20 protein-coding genes are annotated in these 18,413 nt (G+C 35.6%); 12 read left to right on the top strand and 8 right to left on the bottom strand.

Features of this window, described 5'->3' with window-relative positions:
- Complete coding sequence (locus WIW89_RS02745; protein ID WP_337719672.1) at positions 1 to 525, top strand: NUDIX hydrolase; 525 nt, start codon at positions 1 to 3, stop codon at positions 523 to 525.
- On the opposite strand, the gene WIW89_RS02740 is transcribed toward WIW89_RS02745, so the two are convergent.
- Positions 482 to 1,162 (bottom strand): chlorite dismutase family protein, encoded by a 681-nt coding sequence (locus WIW89_RS02740; RefSeq protein ID WP_337709347.1) that lies wholly within the window; start codon positions 1,160 to 1,162, stop codon positions 482 to 484. The genes WIW89_RS02745 and WIW89_RS02740 overlap by 44 nt on opposite strands.
- Positions 1,163 to 1,284: 122 nt before the next feature.
- Between WIW89_RS02740 and WIW89_RS02735 the strand changes: the two genes are divergently transcribed.
- The 8 genes from WIW89_RS02735 to WIW89_RS02700 all read left to right on the top strand — a co-directional run bounded on the left by WIW89_RS02735 (position 1,285) and on the right by WIW89_RS02700 (position 7,029).
- Complete coding sequence (locus WIW89_RS02735) at positions 1,285 to 1,791, top strand: NTPase (protein ID WP_337719671.1); 507 nt, start codon at positions 1,285 to 1,287, stop codon at positions 1,789 to 1,791.
- Between the two features lie 51 nt (positions 1,792 to 1,842).
- On the top strand, positions 1,843 to 3,441 hold the full coding sequence (locus tag WIW89_RS02730; RefSeq protein ID WP_337719670.1) for a hypothetical protein: 1,599 nt from the start codon (positions 1,843 to 1,845) through the stop codon (positions 3,439 to 3,441).
- 3 nt (positions 3,442 to 3,444) lie between these two features.
- A complete protein-coding gene (locus WIW89_RS02725) occupies positions 3,445 to 4,287 on the top strand; it encodes an NAD+ synthase (RefSeq protein WP_337719669.1) in 843 nt (280 codons plus the stop codon).
- Complete coding sequence (locus WIW89_RS02720) at positions 4,278 to 5,087, top strand: nitrilase-related carbon-nitrogen hydrolase (RefSeq protein WP_337719668.1); 810 nt, start codon at positions 4,278 to 4,280, stop codon at positions 5,085 to 5,087. The genes WIW89_RS02725 and WIW89_RS02720 overlap by 10 nt, the downstream gene beginning before the upstream one ends.
- Before the next feature lie 32 nt (positions 5,088 to 5,119).
- Positions 5,120 to 5,404, top strand: a complete 285-nt coding sequence (locus tag WIW89_RS02715; RefSeq protein WP_337709340.1) for a hypothetical protein — start codon at positions 5,120 to 5,122, stop codon at positions 5,402 to 5,404.
- An 80-nt stretch (positions 5,405 to 5,484) separates the two neighbouring features.
- Positions 5,485 to 5,733 carry an ArsR/SmtB family transcription factor gene (locus tag WIW89_RS02710; protein WP_337700901.1) on the top strand — a complete coding sequence of 83 codons (249 nt, stop codon included), beginning with the start codon at positions 5,485 to 5,487 and terminating at the stop codon, positions 5,731 to 5,733.
- 321 nt (positions 5,734 to 6,054) lie between these two features.
- On the top strand, positions 6,055 to 6,516 hold the full coding sequence (locus WIW89_RS02705) for a hypothetical protein (RefSeq protein ID WP_337719667.1): 462 nt from the start codon (positions 6,055 to 6,057) through the stop codon (positions 6,514 to 6,516).
- Positions 6,517 to 6,519: 3 nt separating this feature from the next.
- Entirely contained in the window at positions 6,520 to 7,029 is a 510-nt protein-coding gene (locus WIW89_RS02700) for a hypothetical protein (RefSeq protein WP_337700905.1), read from the top strand.
- On the opposite strand, the gene WIW89_RS02695 is transcribed toward WIW89_RS02700, so the two are convergent.
- The 5 genes from WIW89_RS02695 to WIW89_RS02675 form a co-directional block, all read right to left on the bottom strand.
- Complete coding sequence (locus WIW89_RS02695; RefSeq protein WP_337700907.1) at positions 7,022 to 7,300, bottom strand: 4a-hydroxytetrahydrobiopterin dehydratase; 279 nt, start codon at positions 7,298 to 7,300, stop codon at positions 7,022 to 7,024. The genes WIW89_RS02700 and WIW89_RS02695 overlap by 8 nt on opposite strands.
- A gap of 75 nt (positions 7,301 to 7,375) precedes the next feature.
- Positions 7,376 to 8,194: a mechanosensitive ion channel family protein gene (locus tag WIW89_RS02690; RefSeq protein ID WP_337719666.1), complete on the bottom strand. Its 819-nt coding sequence runs from the start codon at positions 8,192 to 8,194 to the stop codon at positions 7,376 to 7,378.
- A 53-nt stretch (positions 8,195 to 8,247) separates the two neighbouring features.
- Positions 8,248 to 8,577 (bottom strand): hypothetical protein, encoded by a 330-nt coding sequence (locus tag WIW89_RS02685; protein ID WP_337700911.1) that lies wholly within the window; start codon positions 8,575 to 8,577, stop codon positions 8,248 to 8,250.
- 26 nt (positions 8,578 to 8,603) lie between these two features.
- The gene (locus WIW89_RS02680; protein WP_337700913.1) at positions 8,604 to 9,764 is read right to left on the bottom strand and encodes a Cdc6/Cdc18 family protein; all 1,161 of its coding nucleotides are present in this window, start codon (positions 9,762 to 9,764) and stop codon (positions 8,604 to 8,606) included.
- 436 nt (positions 9,765 to 10,200) lie between these two features.
- Positions 10,201 to 11,430, bottom strand: coding sequence for an NADP-dependent isocitrate dehydrogenase (locus tag WIW89_RS02675; RefSeq protein ID WP_337719788.1), 1,230 nt, complete (start codon positions 11,428 to 11,430; stop codon positions 10,201 to 10,203).
- 81 nt (positions 11,431 to 11,511) lie between these two features.
- Between WIW89_RS02675 and WIW89_RS02670 the strand changes: the two genes are divergently transcribed.
- Together WIW89_RS02670 and WIW89_RS02665 are read left to right on the top strand one after the other, a co-directional pair.
- Positions 11,512 to 14,748: a protease pro-enzyme activation domain-containing protein gene (locus tag WIW89_RS02670; protein WP_337719665.1), complete on the top strand. Its 3,237-nt coding sequence runs from the start codon at positions 11,512 to 11,514 to the stop codon at positions 14,746 to 14,748.
- 117 nt (positions 14,749 to 14,865) lie between these two features.
- The gene (locus WIW89_RS02665; protein WP_337700917.1) at positions 14,866 to 15,213 is read left to right on the top strand and encodes a hypothetical protein; all 348 of its coding nucleotides are present in this window, start codon (positions 14,866 to 14,868) and stop codon (positions 15,211 to 15,213) included.
- 9 nt (positions 15,214 to 15,222) lie between these two features.
- Here the strand turns inward: WIW89_RS02665 and WIW89_RS02660 are convergent, their stop codons facing one another.
- A complete protein-coding gene (locus tag WIW89_RS02660; RefSeq protein ID WP_337719664.1) occupies positions 15,223 to 16,587 on the bottom strand; it encodes a hypothetical protein in 1,365 nt (454 codons plus the stop codon).
- Between the two features lie 59 nt (positions 16,588 to 16,646).
- On the opposite strand from WIW89_RS02660, the gene WIW89_RS02655 reads away from it, so the two are divergent.
- Positions 16,647 to 17,591, top strand: coding sequence for a 2-hydroxyacid dehydrogenase (locus tag WIW89_RS02655; protein WP_337719663.1), 945 nt, complete (start codon positions 16,647 to 16,649; stop codon positions 17,589 to 17,591).
- A gap of 5 nt (positions 17,592 to 17,596) precedes the next feature.
- Here the strand turns inward: WIW89_RS02655 and WIW89_RS02650 are convergent, their stop codons facing one another.
- A complete protein-coding gene (locus WIW89_RS02650) occupies positions 17,597 to 18,379 on the bottom strand; it encodes a hypothetical protein (RefSeq protein WP_337700923.1) in 783 nt (260 codons plus the stop codon).
- Positions 18,380 to 18,413: the final 34 nt, after the last annotated feature.

The raw sequence follows: 18,413 nt of genomic DNA, 5'->3' as shown, positions 1-18,413 counted from the left end.
ATGAGAATTTACTCTTCAAAAAAATTTGATGTAGAGATAGATAATTTTAATTTACCAAACGGTAAGTCAGTTGAGAAGGCTTACGTTAAGCATAGAGGTTCAGTAGTTATAGCCCCATTTCTGGACAGTGAGACGATAATACTTATCAAGCAATTCAGACCTATTATTGGAAAGTGGCTGATCGAACTCCCAGCAGGAACGATTGAAAGAGGGGAAGACATTGAAACGACAGCTAAAAGAGAAATAGAGGAAGAGATAGGTTACAAAGCTGGGAAACTCCATAAGTTGATCTCGTTTTACGTATCACCCGGAGTTATGACAGAAATAATGCATCTTTTCATTGCTACAAAACTGGAAAAAACTCAACAAAAACTTGAGGATTATGAAGTGATCGAACCCTTTGAAGTTAAACTGTCCGAAGCCGTAAAAATGGTTGAAGAAGGAAAAATTGAAGACGGTAAAACTATGTTATCTCTCCTCTTCATTTCAAGAAAATATCAGGAGATCCTAACTCTCCTACAATAATGGGCTCCTCAAAAGCAACCCACTTCCTAGCTCTGACTTCTCTCAGCTTTTCAACTATGTTAATCCATTTATCTAACTCAGGGATCTCATATATTACTACGAATTCGTAATCGCCTATGCCGAAAGAATACGTAGTATATGACCTTATCCCTTTATTATCAGGATGAGTTCTTGCAACCCTTATATGTTCATCCATGACCTCCTTCCTTTCCTCGAAAGGAAGCAGGTACCAGTCTACCGTCTTCTTCATAGGATAAGCTACGAAATACCTTAAAGGTTCCTGCCTCAAATACTTTAAGATTTCGACTGATGTATTACCCGTATACGGAGAAGGCTTGAAATACGAAAAGAAAGTTAACGTGGGGATTAAAAGACCTGAGGAGGAAGAAGCAAGAGAATACCTGAACTCGTTTAGGAGAGAAGTTTCGACATCTGCAACCCAGTATATCAAGTCTCCATTATCTCTCAGAGAGTTATACCTCTTTAAGGAGCCCAACTTATCTCGGTAAGATTTCTCTGTTTCTTCTATTGTTGAAAGTATCTGCAACTTCTGAGATTTACTTAACTCCCACCATTTGCTAGAAAACTTAAGTGAAATAACATACATATATACTCCTTGCTGACTATTTGGTGACATAATACTACGTTCACTTCCTCATATTAACACTTTTCGTCTTTTTAGTAAATCTCATACTCTATTCATCTTTAACCAATACACTTTTCAATCCTTTTTTAACCTCGAATAAAACGATAATTAGCATGAAAAACAAGATATTCATTACTGGAAGACCTGGAGTAGGTAAAACTACTATTTTAATGAAAATCGTGAAAGAACTCCGCTCTAAAAACATTAACGTTACCGGTTTCTATTGTCCTGAAATTAGGAAAGGGACTAATAGAGTAGGGTTTAAAATAGTAAGCATATCTTCAGGAAAAGAAGCTATGCTTGCATCTACAGAACAGAACGGAAGTGTGAAAATAGGTAAATACAGCGTTGTTCTAAATGAAGAATTCGTAAAATCACTAGAGCTAGAGATATTTAATAACCCGCAATTAATAGCGATTGATGAAATAGGACCTATGGAGCTCTCTGTGCCTAGCTTAAAGGCTCTTATAACGAGAATACTCGACTCTGAAATCCCTCTCTTTGCTGTGGTTCACAGATCGATAAAGCTAGGAGAGGAAATATATGAGATAACGGAGAAAAACAGAGAAAATCTTTTCTACTATTTAAGTAAGAAAGTATTAGAACTGATAAATCATTGATTAATTGAACATAATGAAAAACGATTAAAGCCTTAAGGTTATTGAATTGATGTGGATAATACTCTCCGTCATAGAATAACATACTTAATACTGACCTCCGTGGTCTTATACGTACTCATAGTGATAAATTTCAGAGCTAGCGTACTCTCTGACCCTATTTCAGCCTCAATAATTTCTCTTTCCTTCTTCTTCTTAATAGCTATACTAATTCTAGTAATGAATCCACAACTACTTAATCCTAACAGAAAGATAACGAGTGTAGACGATTACGTAGCATTTATATCTAGTATTACCTTTTTACTGATAAGTATAACCTTAGTTAACTCGTTTGGAACAGACGATATGGAGTATATATATGAAGCATTAAACTCACTATTTCAAGGTAAAGATCCTTACGCAGTAGCTTACTACCCTCAAGGGGTGTGTCCTACTTATACCTTATCGGGGGGTATAGTTAACACTTACATATATCCACCTCTCTCTTTTATAATCTACATACCCCTTTATGTATTCCTAAAAGTCTTTGATCTGCCTCCATACTTTCTTAACCTAGAAAACATAGTTTTTGATGTAATATTGGCAATCTTAATTTATATTGAAGGAAGAAAAAAAGAAGATCCTTTCGCTCTATTACCTATAATATTCATCTACATTATGACGGCAGTATCCATACCTCCATTTTACGGTGTTTTTGTCGTAATTCCAACTACCTTTCTAGCCATAGCCTACGTAAGAAAAGATAAACTAGGAGGTACGTCTTTAGGTCTCGCAACTATGCTCACGCAACTTTCATGGCTTGCTCTACCTTTTCTCCTAATATATAAGCTGAAGACTTATGAGAGTAAAAAGAGATTCTTAAGGGAATATCTGTTACCTTTCTCTCTCTCGGTCTCCATACTAACTATACCATTCCTCATTTGGAATTCCACATCATTTATTACAAACGTTATTACCACAGATTCTGCTACAATTCCGGTGGGGCAAATAGGCCTTAGCGTAATATCTTATTCAGGATTCTATCCCTTAGAACCTTGGTTCTTCACCATAAGCCTCGGGACTGTAAGCCTATTTCTCATTTACCTTTACAGCAGGTACTTTGAAGTAATAAGAGAAAGTATATGGGTCTTTCCGATAATAATAAGCTGGTTCTTATGGAGAACATTAACAGAATACTTCATTATGTGGATCCCCTTACTTTTTCTATCCTTGTACAATATCGACTATAATAAGATTCCCACAGTAAAAGTCAATTTCAAGAGACAAATCCTAGTTCCTTTATTCTTACTCGTAACCTTACTAAGTTCTCTAGCTGTATATGCTCACATAAATTACGTACAATCAAACCCATTAACAATAGAAGGCGTTTATCCTTTAGGAAAACTTCCTTATGACGCATTACTAATTAAAGTATACAATGATAAACCTTATCCCGTGAATATAACTTTAGTTAGAGTCTCAATACCTAATAACTTAAATATGGTCTGGGATTTCTCATCGGGAATAATACCACCCAACTCGACGGGTTTAGTCTTCGCATACGCACCGCAATTTAACGAGAGTATAAACAGTACTGTTTTTACGGTTCAAGTTTACTACAATTATTATTTTGCAACGTATACTGTAAATACTTCAGCTTCTAATATATTATAGATGATGCCAGATTACGTAAGGAAAAAGTTACTTTTAGTTGATTTTGACAAGATAACCGAGTACCTAGTTGAACGAATAAGAGAATATATTAAGGAAAGCGGAAAAGAAGGAGGAATAGTAGGATTAAGCGGAGGGATAGACTCTTCAGTAACGGCTGTACTTCTTTCTAAAGCTACTAAAAACGTTTACTTCTTACTTATGCCTTCTAGCTCTACCCCACATCAAGACTTACAACACGCTTACTCTATCTTAAAACTTGTAAACGCTACTGAGAAAAACTATTCTGTAATTAATATTGACGAAATAACTTCATTATTCAGTAAAGCTGTTGGGACTGATGATAAGCTAGTAGTGGGAAATATAAAGGCTAGAGTTAGAATGATTCTTCTATACGCTTTTGCTCAAAAACACAATTACTTAGTCGTTGGCACCGGAGATAAAAGTGAACTTATGTTAGGATACTTTACTAAATACGGTGACGGAGGAGTTGATATATTGCCAATAGGTGATTTGTATAAAACCCAAGTAAGGGCTCTAGGACTACACTTAGGAATTCCTGAAGAAATAGTGAAGAAACCTCCGTCTCCTGCTCTCTGGGAAGGACAAACTGCAGAAGGAGAAATAGGATTAGATTACGAAACAATAGACTCGATCCTATACCTTAAATTTGAGGAAATGCTTGATGAAGAAACTATAAGTAAGATTACTAATACCGACATCTCAGCGATTAATAAAATAATCAAAATGGTTAAGACTTCTCAACACAAAAGACTTCCTCCCGAAATATTCAGATTGAGCGGAAGGGCTATAAATTCAGATTGGAGATATCCTAGACAATGGGGTTAAGAGTAGAGTTAGCACAAATCAGACCTAAATTAGGTGACGTTACACATAACTTTCAAAAACACATAGAAATAATTAAAACCTCGTCAGCAGACTGTGTAGTATTTCCAGAGCTATCGCTTACAGGTTACGTGCTTAGAGACCTTGTATTTGAGGTATATAAGGAAAGCGAAAAAGCAGTAAATATGCTCTCAGAACATTCTAAATGTGTAATCGCAGGGTTGGTTAAAGAGGTAAGACCTGGTATTTTGAGAAATAGTGCTGCCGTAATAATCGAGGGAAAAATAGATTACATTTACAAGTTCTATTTACCCACCTACGGGCTTTTTGAAGAAAGAAGGTATTTTCAACCAGGCGATCCTAGGACTGATTTAAGGATATATGAATACAAAGGATATAAGTTCGGTGTCACAATATGTGAAGATGCGTGGCACTACGAACCAATAGAGGCACTAGCGCTAATGGGAGCAGACGTAATTATGATTCCAGCTGCCTCACCTATGAGAAGACTTTCTTCTACCCTAGCAATCAGGGAGCAATGGGAGGCCTTGCTTAAAGCCCATTCTATCATAAATGGTGTATGGAGCGTCTTTGTAAATACTGTCGGTAGCCAAGAAGAAGAGTTCTTCTGGGGAGGTTCAATGGTAGTATCGCCTTTAGGAGAAATTATTAGTACAGCAAAATTATTTGAAGAGGATAGAATAATCACAGAGATTAATTTAAATGAAGTTAGGAAAAATAGATTTTTCAGCAGTTTCAGAGATCATTTACAAAGTTTCCACGAAGTTTTACATAAGCTATAAATTTATACTCAACCAATAATTATCAAATAATTATGTTGACACAGAGAATTAACATATTGAGAATCCTGCTTTTGATGATATTACTCATCCTACTTGTACTATCGATCTACAATCCTCTATTCTTAGTACCTGCTATTGGTTTTTCACTGTTCCACGGTCTAAATAATAAGACTTTTCTTCCTATACCTTTTTCAATATTTCTTCTACTCTTATTAGGACTTAGAGAACCGTACTACTCATTTGCTGTCTTTGCACTGGTATTGTTTCTTCTAGTTGTAATGTTCATGAATAGAGACAGGTATTTTCCTATTAGATAATGAATTTATTCACTGAAAATGAAATTATTCCTATAAAAAACTGCTTAGATTTAAGCATAATGGAAAGCTAGAATAGTCCTATGAGCATAACAAAAGTAGATGAGTTATTAGCCCTTCCAGGTTGGGAGACTAGAAAAAGGATAATAGAAGCATTGAGAGATGGACCTAAAACCGCATACGAAATATCTAAAGAGCTTAAAATAAATTATTCAACTGCTAGATATCATTTAGAATTATTACAGAAATTTGGACTTGTAAATATTAGAAAAGGAAGAAAATACTACTATGAATTAACTAAAAACGCTAATCTACTATTAGCAGGCGTATGAACTAAAAGTGTCTTAGTCTAAAAGCCTCAAATATTTTTATATTCTACAAATCGAGATTTAGTATATATGTTGTGTTCAACGGAGTGTGTGAAAGATATCAGAGGTTTTAATTTTCTCGTTTCTACTTGTGATAAAACATTTTTGACTTCAAAATTAGAAGAATTTAGAAAACTATCAAATGAAGGGAATAAGACCTACATTATCAGACTAGCTGAAAGTAACTACTTCCGATTTGAAGTACTTATGATACCAAATGGCCCTACTCTTTTGTCTATCTCAACTAGTCGGGGAACAAATAACATTACCTTGAGAGATTTTTCTATGCTGGAAGAACTAGGAAAATTAAGCTGTTGTGCCTACAATAATCAAGAACTTAAAGGGCTTTTTGAAAAATTTTTAGGAACTCAAACTACTAACGAATCAGAAGTTGTAGACCTTATGGACAAAAAAGAAGAAGTAGAATTTAATGAAGATTGTCAAGGTATTCAGCAAAACGAACTTAAATTGCCAGAACCAAGTGAGGGGAGATGGACATCAACCGAGCTACTGACCAGTGAAAGGTTAGTACTTAAGGCATTAGCTGGTCAAGCTAAGTTCTTGGCAATCTCTACAGAGAGACCACAGAACTCAATAAAGTTTACCTCATTTGAGAGACTGAGAAGCTTGTGTTGTTTCATAAACTTAGTTTTTGCTAAAGTTAATAACTGTCGAGAATTGAAAGAAGCTATAGAGTCACTATTACAGCATGAAAGTGGCAGAAAAAGAAGATCGGCTAAAAAGTAAAATATGAGCTCCGATAATGTAATTCCTATATATGCATCAGGTTTTTTCAACTTTAGCAGAGACGGTAAAGTAACTCAGTTTACGACTTTTTATTATATAGATAAGTTTGGTTATTACGTCTCCCTGAACAAAAATGAAGTTAAGAGAGAAATTATCACCATAAAGAGAAATCTACAACAACTAATTGATGAAGAGAAAATAATAATAAATGGGGAAAGAGTTAAAGCTTACGTGAAATGGGTGAAAATTAAGTTATTAGATAAACACCACCCTATCATTGAGTTCCTACTATATTTCTCGGGCACGTTAAGAAAAGGTTTAAATGAGTATTATAACATTTATAGTGAAGAAATAGCTGAATACCCTTACGAAGCTGTCTGGCACCTACCTGGCAAAATAATAAAGATTTATATGGCTGGGGATATACGAATTGAAGAAAATATCTTAAGGGTAAGGGTAAAAAAAGGTACTAGAGTTGGTGGAAAAGAAGGAATAATCTTCAAACTTATTTGATTTCATCTATCTTTTTCGCTAACTCCACATCAAGATCCGTTATACCATCTACGTCATGGGTAGTAAGTTGGATAATAACTTTGTTATAGTATATGCATATATCTGGATGATGATTCATAGCATCAGCTACGAGTTGGATCTTATTTACAAATTGGACTGATTCTCTAAAATCCTTAAACAAGAAGACTTTTTCTAGCTTATTATCCTTTAATTTCCAACCTTTAGAATTATCTAAAAAAATCCTTATTTCATCTTGAGTAAGTTTTTTCATGAGATATATTGTTCCAAGGAAGTATAAAAATCAGCACTTAAAGGAGTCTTCACTTATCCGTCTGGGGAGTTCTCATCATTTTATCTCTGCTACCATCTTTTTGACGAACATGTATATTAACGGCACTAATAATATTCCAAACGCTATTGCTAATCCCCAAGATAAAGTCTGTAAAATCGACGTTACATTACCGAATGGCTGAACAATTATTGCTACTGCTATCAATATGAAAATTGTGTAAAGTAGGAATCTTCCGTAAGTAGCTATATAATTTGCATTAGGATCAGTCTTAACAATAGTATCTAAGGCCTTGTCGGTAATGGCAAAGCTAAAGAGTAATACGATAGAACCGATCAAGATGTCATAGAACAGGTATGAACTCACTAACGGTACCCATTCAAAAATTGCTAACTCAGCAGCTATAGTAATTATTACTGCGTACAGACCGAATCTTAACACACTTAAAATAACGGCTATAAACTGGTCCTGTACGGGCATTTGTCTCGCCATGTAATCTAATAGTACATTTACTAAACTCATTCCAAGTGTTAGTAATAGTATTGCTCCAGCCAAGTAAGGTAAGTATCTAGCTATTAGTGCAATATAGACCGTAGCTGCTCCGAGATTAAGTATAGATAAGGCAATAGCCAAGCTAAGTAATATAATTAATGCCTTTACTGTTCCTGCAACTAATGAAGCACTTAAGTTCACGGAAGAGTGAGCGAATACAGCCCTTAGCACCCTACCTACTATGTCGCTGACTATCACAGCAACTATATACCCAATTAAAACTATGATTACGAAGAGTATTATTGATGGTATTGCATCTATTATTTCTGTTGCTAAATTAGTTAATGCTTGAGATATACTACTTACTTGATATAGGAATAACATCAGGTAAACTATACTTTATATTTAGTATAAAAGACTTGCTGATATAACCATATTTAATTCATCTTTTCTTCTTCAATTATCTTCACTATTTTTTCAAGGACTCTTCCTAACTTTTCATTTTCTCTTTTCAATTTATCTAGCTTTATTTTAATTTCACTAGCTATCTTAAATTTCTCTAGTAAGTCATCTACCTCTTTTCCCACATACTTACTTTTCAGCTTACCGTCTTCCCAATACCGTAAATAATAATACTTCTTGCCTTTAATCACCTTTCCCTCAAGATGTCCAGTAGGCAAGGACTTGAGTTGCTCGGTAAGTGCCATTATCTCGTTTTCTAGTTCGTTCTTTCTCTCTTCAATTCGTTTTACTTTCTCCCAGATCATCTTTTTCTCCCTCAAGCTAAGAGATTTTACAAACCGTCATCTAATTCCATTTGCATAGTCTCTTCAAGTGCTTTCATAATCTTCTCTTTATCTGCCACCTCTATAATCTTCCTAATTCCACCGGCTCTTCCTCTATTAACTATCTTAACTTTTATAATACCAAACATATCCAGCTCGGAGATTATGTCTGAAAATCTCCTATACGAAAGAGGTTTCTGCTTGTATTCTAAAGCTAGGTCGGAATACACTTTGTGGGCAGTAACCACATCTTCAGCCCTTATTGAAGCCATCAATGCCAACTTGTAGTGAAAAGGAAGAGCCTTAATAGCTTCGATGAGTCTCTCCTGCTCGTACTCGGTTATCGCTCTATCCACGTGGTCTTTCCTAATAATTCCCTCGCCAGAGGCTAATTGAGCAGCTCTAAATAACAAGTTAACAGCTTTTCTCGCATCACCGTGTTCCCTTGCTGATATTGCTGCTATATATGACAATATTTCGTCGTTATAAGAACCTTTGAATAGGCCGTATTCAGCATATATTGAAAGTATGTGTTTTAACTGCTCAGCGTCGTAAGGCTTAAAGAAAACAGTCGGTCCCAGGGAAGATAAAACTCTGGGTTCCATGTAATCTCTGATGTTAATGTCGTTACTGATCATTATAACGGAAATATTACTTTCAACACGTAATAATTGATAAAGGACTATGTCACCTCCTCTTCTTTTCACCAAAGTATCGACCTCGTCTAAATAGACTAACGCCTTACGGTTCAGCAGTTCTTCTTTAATCCTCTCAATATATTCGCCCAGATTAATCCCGTGCTTAGGAACATCTATACCAGTTAGTTTTTCAGTAAGCGCTGAGAGAACGGCTTGAGGAGTACCACCTACTTCTCTGCAGTTAACATAAGCCTGAATTACTCCTTCATAATCACTATCTTCCTTTTTAACCTCTTCAATTTCGTTGAACATATACATTGCGACAAATGTTTTACCTGTACCAGTGAGACCTAGAAACAATGTTGAAAATTTCACCGAATTCTTTACAAAATATCGTACCGCGATCGCCAATTCTTTCAGTATGTCCTCCCTAAAGGGGATGTCCTTAAATACTGATAGTGGGTCAATAAAGACTTTAGGGTTCTTTATCACCTCGCCTTTACCGCCTTTTAATGTCTCTCTAATCGCCACGTATTATTTCAAATGTTTCATTTGTTATTTTGGTTATCAGATATTTCAATTGGTGTTACCTAATCATAATGAATGGGAAAAATACCATCTGTTTTACCCCCCAGTTTTACAGTAAATTTCAGCCGTTTCCAGGTATTACGCTTTCCCTAATTATCAAATTTCATAATTTTTTACAATTCAAAAAAGATCTTTTTTAACCGTAATACAAGTAAGTACGGTATTTCAAAACCGAAAAAGAGAGAGAGCGAATTTCCTGCGTTTCATGCTAAGATTAGTTTAAGTTATGAATAAACTTGTTTGTATAATAAAGGTGACGAGTAAATTATCTTAATGTGTTACTAAAAGAGATGTTACAATTTTTAACAAAAGAAAACCTGGCAGTGTCTCTTTAGGTTAGGGTATACGAGGAGAAGAAACAAAGGAAAAATACTGTAACTTATTGCAATTGATTTATAATCTCGGTTAGAGCATTTGCAAATTCTTTAGTACCTAGCGGTTTTACATCCATAAACCTTGCTAAATCTTGAGTCACTTGTTTCCTCTTTATTGCCTCATTTATGCTTATCTCGATCAAATCAGCAGCTTTATCCCAACCCATAAACCTCAACATTAGCTCTCCTCCCTTAATTATTCCGGTAGGGTTAGCTACGTTTTTACCTGCATATTTCGGTGCGGTGCCATGTATTGCCTCGAACATTCCGCCGTCATCGCCGATATTAGCTCCTCCCAACATTCCAATGTTACCTATCAAAGCTCCAGCAGCGTCTGAAATATAATCTCCATTCACGTTAGGAGCTAGGATTATGTCGTATTCATCTGGCCTTGTTATAATCTGTTGGAACATGTTATCTGCAATTCTGTCATTTATCACAACTTTTCCATCGGATTTTACTCCCCGGTTAATTTCTTCTTCAGTGACAATATAGTCTCTGTACTCCTTTAGTGCAACTTCATATGCCCATTCTCTAAAGGCTCCTTCTGTATATTTCATTACATTCCCCTTATGCATTATCGTGATCTTTTTCCTCCCGTTGGTTATTGCATAGTTAATGGCAAGCCTGGTTATCCTCTGTGTCTTGAACTTACTTATTACCTTAACACCGATACCTGTGTCATCTTCGATCTCGACCTTAAACTGCTCTTTCAGAAAGTTTCTTATTTTCTTTGCCTCCTCACTATTGTATGGGTATTCGATACCTCTGTATAAGTCGTCGGTATTTTCTCTGAATATTATCATATCTACTTTCTCAGGGTTTTTCAAAGGGCTTTCTAATCCCGGTATGTACTTAACTGGGCGTATATTTGCATACAGATCTAGCATTAAACGAATTGCAACGTTTACAGATTTCCAACCTTTACCTATTGGAGTCTCTAAGGGTCCTTTTAACACTACTCTATATTTTAGTAACATATCTTGGGTTTCTTGAGGAAACCTATTACCAGTTAATTTCTCTGCTTTTTCACCAGCGTACACTTCCATCCATTTTATCTCCTTTTTGCTTCCGTAGGCTTTTTCAACAGCAGCGTTAATTACCTTAATAGCGGCTTGCGTTATTTCTGGTCCTATTCCATCTCCTTCTATGTATAGTATAATAGGTTTATCAGGCACTATCCATTTACCTTTATTAAATGTGATCTTTTCTCCGTCTTCAGGCTCTTTATACAACATTTCATTCAGTAGATTTACAGCGAAGTTATTAGGCTTTACGAAAAAGATTTTAAGGATTTAGTAAAATTGCATAATACCATGTGGTCGTCATTAGCAATCCTCTTACTTGTATTAAGTGGTATTAGTATCACCACCCTTCCTTTCTTTACCCCCTCCGTTAACTCTACATTACCTCAAGGAAATGTTTACGTCAGTATAGTTATTCCTCCTAAAAACCTTGAGATGTTACAACTCTATATTCAACAGCATATGATTTTAAACAAGAGCCAAGTAGAGAAATTGTTTATCCCTTCTCAGCAGATCAATCAACTAGTCCAAGAACTTGAATCTAAGGGCATTAAACCTACTGTGAATTGGAACGTTATCTCTTTCTCAGCTCCTGCTAAAGAGGTTGAAGAGATGTTTAAAGGTCAATTCATTACCTACACTTTCGAAGGTAAGAAAGTGTATACTTTTATCTCCGCGGATAAGTCGATACCAGGTATCATTATTGCTACTAACTTAACCGAGGCTCTTTTCAGTAAGCCTAATACCTTGTATAATATAACTCAAGCTGTAGCATATTCTACGGTAACTCCTCATCAGATACAGCAAGCTTACAATATTACTTACTTGTTAAAACATGGTATCAACGGTAGTGGGACTAATATTGGTATCTTAGACTTTGAAGGGGATCCTTATATTTATCAACAATTAACAGCGTTTGATCAAGAGTATAATATATCACCTCCTCCCTTATTCAAAGTAGTTCCCATAGGTCCTTACAATCCAAATGATGGTATACAAAGCGGTTGGGCGCTAGAGATCTCTCTAGACGTAGAGTATGCACATGTGGCGGCACCGGGTGCAGGTATAATCCTTTATGTAGCAAACCCGTCTATATCCTTACCTCAGGCAATAGCTTTTATAGACCAACAAGACGAAGTAAATGTAGTCTCACAGAGCTTCGGTATTCCAGAAATTTACTTCTTATTGGGTCTTCTTCCTTTATCGTATTTGCAATCGATGGTATATGAATATTGGCTGGGAGAAGTCGAAGGTATAACTTTTCTAGGCGCTAGTGGTGATGCAGGTGGAAACGGTTACAATTTTTACTTAAGTCCATTAGGATCCCAAATAGTTCCGGCTGCAATTCCTTACGTTTTAGCTGTAGGAGGTAGCAGTCTTTATGTATCTGGTAACGAAAGTATGCAAACTGCGTGGAGCGGAGAAAGTGTTCTCGGAAGTACAACTGGAGGATTTAGCAATGTATTCCCTGCTCCTCCCTACCAAATGTTAAAGGGTTTCAGAGAGGTACCAGATGTAGTGGCTCTAGCTAATCCTTATACTGGAGTAAACGTGATTTATTATCACGGAGAAAGTATATTAGTAGGAGGTACTTCATTAGCTACACCTACAGTTGCAGGAATAATAGCTCTTGCTTCAGAAGTTCACGGTAAACTCGGTTTTATAAATCCATTGATATATGCACTAAACGAAACCCCGGCTCTTCATCATGTGACTTTTGGGTATAACTCTCCTTACGTTGCAAATTCATCTTATAACCCGGTCACTGGGTTAGGATATATTAACGCGGGATATTTTGTAAAGCTATTAAAAGTACCAAACTCATCACTTTCTCTGGCAGTTCAGAACACCACATATTTACCTGGACAAACAGTGAAAGTGATAGGAAAATTAAGCGGAGTTTCTCCACTACCTTCTACTCTTACGGCTGAGATTTTTAACGGAACTACTGTAATAGATACTGTTCATTTAGTATATAATGGAACTTATTACGTAGGTTCGTTCTCAGCCCCTCAGTCTGGAGTTTACGAAGTAATAGCGAGTTATAACGATTTAACCGGATTTACATACTTCATTGACGGATATCAAGCAGTTTTCATATTCCCACCGTTGGCAGTGTATCCTATACCTATGGCAATACCCGTGTTGGTCATGATCGATTATCCTAACGGTACGTTGGTTTCTGGTTTTAATAATACCCAATTGAATGTATATTCTGAGAATCAGATTAACGGTAAGTTAACGATGATAGGTTCAACGTCTCTGACAAATGTTCCTATTATCAATATCTCAGCTCTTGGTATAACTATCAAATACAAAACTGGAATATTAGAGGGTTATATAAATTATACTAACGTCAGTAAGTTGGGAGGAGTTCTCGTATTAAAGGTTGTAAACACTATTGGATTGGATGAAATAGTCCTAGGCTCTTATGTAGTCCCTATCATAATACCTAATTCCTTCGAAGAACCGACAGTGATTTACCCTGGGGAGAATATAACTGTAGAAGTTGCAGTTGAAAGCTTAGGAATGCCAAACGTTACTGTATCTTTCATCAAGGACGGAAAAGTGTATTGGAATTTCACCGTGAACTCAATAACCTTCGGAAATAACGCATTTTATATAAATCAAGTTACAGTACCTATGAACCTTTCCCCAGGTTATTATGAAGTTAAGGCATATGCTGTTTATAGTAACGATACTTACACTACTTACGGTGAAGGATATACACAAGTTTACGTGTCTCCAAGTTACTTAGAGTACAAAGCATCAGTTAATTCAGTAGCCTTCGAAAACCAAACAGTTACAATTAAAGCCACTATCTTATATCCCAACGGGACACCGGTGGAGTTCGGAACCTTTACTGCAATCTTTATTCCTAGATATTTAGTCTCCCAATTCAACAATTTGGAGATATCCAATGCTGTCCAGTTAACTTATACTGACGGAAAATGGATAGGCAATTTCACAATTCCATCTGGAAATAATCCTAATAGCGGAATGTCTACAGATAGTGTCGCAGGTGAATGGGATGTATATGTTGTTGGCTCTTCTTTTAACGGGTATCCTATACCTTTCAACTCAACGTTAAGCTATCAGAGTCTTACTATAAGTCCCCTTTATGAAGGACTAACGTTTGTAGTTTTCCCTTATACTTTTGTAAAGAACTTTAGTGGAAATATAGGCTACGGTCTGTATATACAAAATGCGGTATTTAAGGACGAAAATGTAACGTTAATAGATTCTATAGTAGAAAACCTCACCGCAATTAACTCTACAATTATACTCATAAACACTCATGTTTACAACGCTAAGTTGATAAACTCTAAAATAGTAGGCAATCTAACAGCTCTAAATATTAGTAATGCTATACCTTCAAATAAAGTATCTAGTATTAATAATGTTAATAGTATTAATAGTTCCTCTTCTACAGCTAATCACTCTGAGTTCTTCACTGTTGAAGAGGTTTTGGCAATTCTTGTATCTTTCATTCCTCTCATATATTTCAGCCTAAGGAAAAATAAGTAATCTTTTTTACTATTCCCCTTTTCTTCTGTCTTCTAAAGCCCTCTTAATTTGGCTGGTTAGACGTTATTAAACGAATAGGGAAACTGTTTTTAACCCTAATCTAATGATAACATTATTGTGGAGAATAACAGAAGTAAACAACAAAAGAAGAGAAAAAAGAGCAAAGAAAGCATATTAGCTTTTAAAAAAGAGCTTCGAGCTATGATGCTTGAACCTATCTACGGGGAGAATATAAAAGATATTATTACCAGATTGACGTCTAAGTTAGAGGAGATCGCAGAGTCTTACGGTTATGAAATAGAGTTCCCGGAGAGAGCGAAAAAAGACATTGAAGGGGATATCTATTATTTCGTTTATTCAATAAAGGTTAAGACTAAACATGGCTCTAAGAAAATAAACTTAGAAGTTCAGTACATGATTTACGATGAAGGAAAGTGGATGGGAGTAATAACTGAAGTGAAATGAATAATTTCTTTATAGAAACACATAATATTCTTCTATTCTCTTTCTTACGTTCCAACCTTCATCATAAAGCTCTTCAAATCCTTTGTCTACTTGTGCTTTCAACTGCCTTAAGTTATCGGAAACGTTGTGTCCGTATTTAGAAATCAGAACGGATATAAAATCATTGAAGTTAAGGAGGTCTTCAGATATCTCATTCGGCTCTTTTTTAAAGAATCCGAAGAAGCTCTTCCTATATTTATACATTTGAATACCTATTGCTAAAACCCTATCTGCGTAGTCTTTCACCAGAAGGAAGGGCACTATAACATCTACTTTTTCGTCCATATATGGTGCTCTCTTATATGCAAGTTTAAGTTTGTTTAATTCCTCCTCACACGTCCTCTTTATAGTATTCAATTGATTAACAACACTTTGAAGTAGTTCATCTAGTTCCTTTATCTTAATATTAATTCCTTCTAATTCTTTCTGTTTTTGCTGATTAAGTAGACGTATTTCGTTTACCAATGTTCTTATCTCATTTTTATACTTATTTTTTATAGAAGTTAAAGTTGAATTTACTTCACTTATGTATTTTGATTTCATAGTATTTAACGCGTCTACATCTTTTTCTGTGACGAAGCCGGCTTCCTTATCTATCTCTCCCTTACCTATCAAGACTTCTATGTCTGCAAGTTTTTCGTATAGTTTTTTAGCCTCTGATGAAAGCTCACTTTCTAAGTTTTTCTTAGTTTGGTTTACTTTTTGTTTTAACTCTTCATTTTTAGCGGAAAGTAACTGGTCATACTTATCCTCAATCTGTTTTCTTTCTTCAGCTCTCTTGCCTTTTAATATAGTTACTATTGTAGTCACTTTGCTGACAACACTTTCAATTGTTGTAATATTATCTGTAATTATCTTCTCTCTAACGTTTAAGTCTTGAATTAACGTATCTAAGTCGAACTGAGAAGCCTCTTTGGGAATAACTGTTAAAGGTAACTGGGGGCTACCGGTGGAGAGAATTGGTGTTAAATCTGAATATACTAGTCCTCTAAAGGTTACCTCTTCATAACCTTTAGTTGCATGCCATTTAAATGATTTAAGCAAAGCAAGTAATTCTGATTCGTTCTTGTTTCCTTGAATAGTATTTAGTATTCTATCATAATTTTGAAGAATAGTAAATTGTAACTTTGTCATTAAGCTCATAGTCTGGTCGAAAATTAGATATCCTCCGCTTTTTTCATTCTTAACAAGAGTTAAGGGCCATCCTATCAGTTCTCCCGCTTTTATCTTGATCTCTCTTCCAGTTAACCTAACTAGTGCTACAGCTATTTGCTTTTCAACACTTAATGGTTGTTTATTTGAATCAACAACAAGCGGTAGGTGTATTGAATCCACATGAATATTTATTCAATTAGTATTATATTAAGTTGTTTAGACTTTAAGATAGAGATAGAATGAAAGTCCTAATCACATTCCGGTTCTTCGACGAATGGGTAAAAAAGATAGTTGAGAGCGGGATCGAGGTTATCCAGTGGAAAGAGGAAAAGGCACCTCCTAAAAAGTGGATCTTAGATAACGTAAGTAATGTAGACGGAATTCTTTGCACTCTCAATACTAAGATTGATAAGGAAGTAATTTCAGCTGCTAAAAATTTGAAAGTTATCAGCACTTACAGTGTTGGTTTTGATCACATAGATGTTAAAGAGGCAAAAAGTAGAGGTATAAGACTAGGATATACACCAGAAGTATTGACGGAGACTACAGCAGATCTGATTTTTGGGCTCATCTTGGCCGTCGCCAGAAGGATTGTTGAAGGGGATAAGCTGATAAGAGAGGGAAAATGGATGATCCCTTGGCAACCCGACTTTTTACTGGGATATGACGTATACGGTAAAACCTTAGGGATAATAGGGATGGGCAGAATAGGTAAAGCCGTTTACAGAAGGGCTAAGGGATTTAATATGAGAGTCATATACACATCTAGGACTAAAAAGGATGATATAGATGCCGAGCTTGTGAGCTTTGAGGAGTTACTTAAACAATCAGACTTCGTAGTAATAACTGTTGATCTGAACGAGTCTACATATCACATGATAAATGAGAGTACATTAAGGCTGATGAAAAAGACAGCATTTTTGATTAACGCCTCTCGTGGAAAAGTAATAGATGAGAAAGCACTTGTTAAAGCTCTAGAGGAAAAATGGATTGCTGGAGCTGCGTTGGACGTGTTTGAAGAGGAACCTATTAACAAGGATCACCCTCTCCTGAAGTTCAGTAATGTTGTATTAACTCCTCATATTGGAAGTGCTACATTTGAGACCAGGCACAAAATGGCTGAAATTGCTGTTGAGAATTTATTGAGAGGTCTCAGGGGAGAAAAGTTAATATATGAACTATAGCCGGACTAAAAGTATTGAGCTCTTTGTTTTATTTCTTCTTTCACCTTGTTGAATTCGTCATTTAATATAGGGTCTCCGTTCTTTATTGCATTTACAGTTTCCGTTATTCCAACCTCCGTGACTTTATTATCAAAGTAAAGCGTTATAGACGCTATAAGATATGTCAATTTAACTTTCTCGAAGTCAAAGAACTCATCAAGTTTACCTTGTAGTCCTATTGCCTTTAACATATCTCCTCTCTTTATCGATTTAAACCAACTCTTCTTTTCTCGTAGCTGGTTAGAAAACTCACTTTGATAAGCTATCTCGTTTATAACAGAATATATATCAGCATTGATTTCCTCACTATTCCTTCTGTCTGCTATCTCCTTAGCTAGGATCTGAATATCTTTAGGGTCAATTACCACATCCTCTCTAGTCGGGTATGATGTAAATCCCTGAGAAATTGCTTCCTCTTCTATCCTCCTGAAAACTTCTTGTATATCTTTTTCAGCTAAAGCTAAACTGAAGCTCTTTCCTGAGATTAAGGAAGCCATAGAGTGAAGTAAGTAAACATCTAACGTAATGAATAAAGAAATTATTTTATCTACGTTTTCGTAGTTCTTAGTTACTGTCCAAATAATGAAATTCTTCCTTAAATATTTCTTAGGCCAATTATCTAGTACGTATAAGATAGGCGGTTTAGCATAACTTAATGAGACGAAATAACCCCCATTAATTTTCTTATAAACTGAAACAGTAAGATCCTTATCTAAACCTGATTTATGTGCTAATGCAATATAATTCATTTGAAATCATCCTCTTCAGCCCTGGCCACTCTCC

Source organism: Stygiolobus sp. CP850M (genome assembly GCF_037389425.1).
In the GTDB taxonomy this organism is placed as follows: Archaea; Thermoproteota; Thermoprotei_A; order Sulfolobales; family Sulfolobaceae; genus Stygiolobus.
This window is presented reverse-complemented; position numbering and strand designations above follow the sequence as displayed.

Coding starts and splice junctions, on each gene's coding strand:
- WIW89_RS02670 (WP_337719665.1), top strand. CDS start 11,512: ATGTGGTCGTCATTAGCAATCCTCTTACTTGTATTAAGTGGTATTAGT.
- WIW89_RS02715 (WP_337709340.1), top strand. CDS start 5,120: ATGTTGACACAGAGAATTAACATATTGAGAATCCTGCTTTTGATGATA.
- WIW89_RS02650 (WP_337700923.1), bottom strand. CDS start 18,379: ATGAATTATATTGCATTAGCACATAAATCAGGTTTAGATAAGGATCTT.
- WIW89_RS02685 (WP_337700911.1), bottom strand. CDS start 8,577: ATGATCTGGGAGAAAGTAAAACGAATTGAAGAGAGAAAGAACGAACTA.
- WIW89_RS02725 (WP_337719669.1), top strand. CDS start 3,445: ATGCCAGATTACGTAAGGAAAAAGTTACTTTTAGTTGATTTTGACAAG.
- WIW89_RS02720 (WP_337719668.1), top strand. CDS start 4,278: ATGGGGTTAAGAGTAGAGTTAGCACAAATCAGACCTAAATTAGGTGAC.
- WIW89_RS02655 (WP_337719663.1), top strand. CDS start 16,647: ATGAAAGTCCTAATCACATTCCGGTTCTTCGACGAATGGGTAAAAAAG.
- WIW89_RS02745 (WP_337719672.1), top strand. CDS start 1: ATGAGAATTTACTCTTCAAAAAAATTTGATGTAGAGATAGATAATTTT.
- WIW89_RS02700 (WP_337700905.1), top strand. CDS start 6,520: ATGAGCTCCGATAATGTAATTCCTATATATGCATCAGGTTTTTTCAAC.
- WIW89_RS02690 (WP_337719666.1), bottom strand. CDS start 8,194: ATGTTATTCCTATATCAAGTAAGTAGTATATCTCAAGCATTAACTAAT.
- WIW89_RS02710 (WP_337700901.1), top strand. CDS start 5,485: ATGAGCATAACAAAAGTAGATGAGTTATTAGCCCTTCCAGGTTGGGAG.
- WIW89_RS02705 (WP_337719667.1), top strand. CDS start 6,055: ATGCTGGAAGAACTAGGAAAATTAAGCTGTTGTGCCTACAATAATCAA.
- WIW89_RS02740 (WP_337709347.1), bottom strand. CDS start 1,162: ATGTCACCAAATAGTCAGCAAGGAGTATATATGTATGTTATTTCACTT.
- WIW89_RS02735 (WP_337719671.1), top strand. CDS start 1,285: ATGAAAAACAAGATATTCATTACTGGAAGACCTGGAGTAGGTAAAACT.
- WIW89_RS02695 (WP_337700907.1), bottom strand. CDS start 7,300: ATGAAAAAACTTACTCAAGATGAAATAAGGATTTTTTTAGATAATTCT.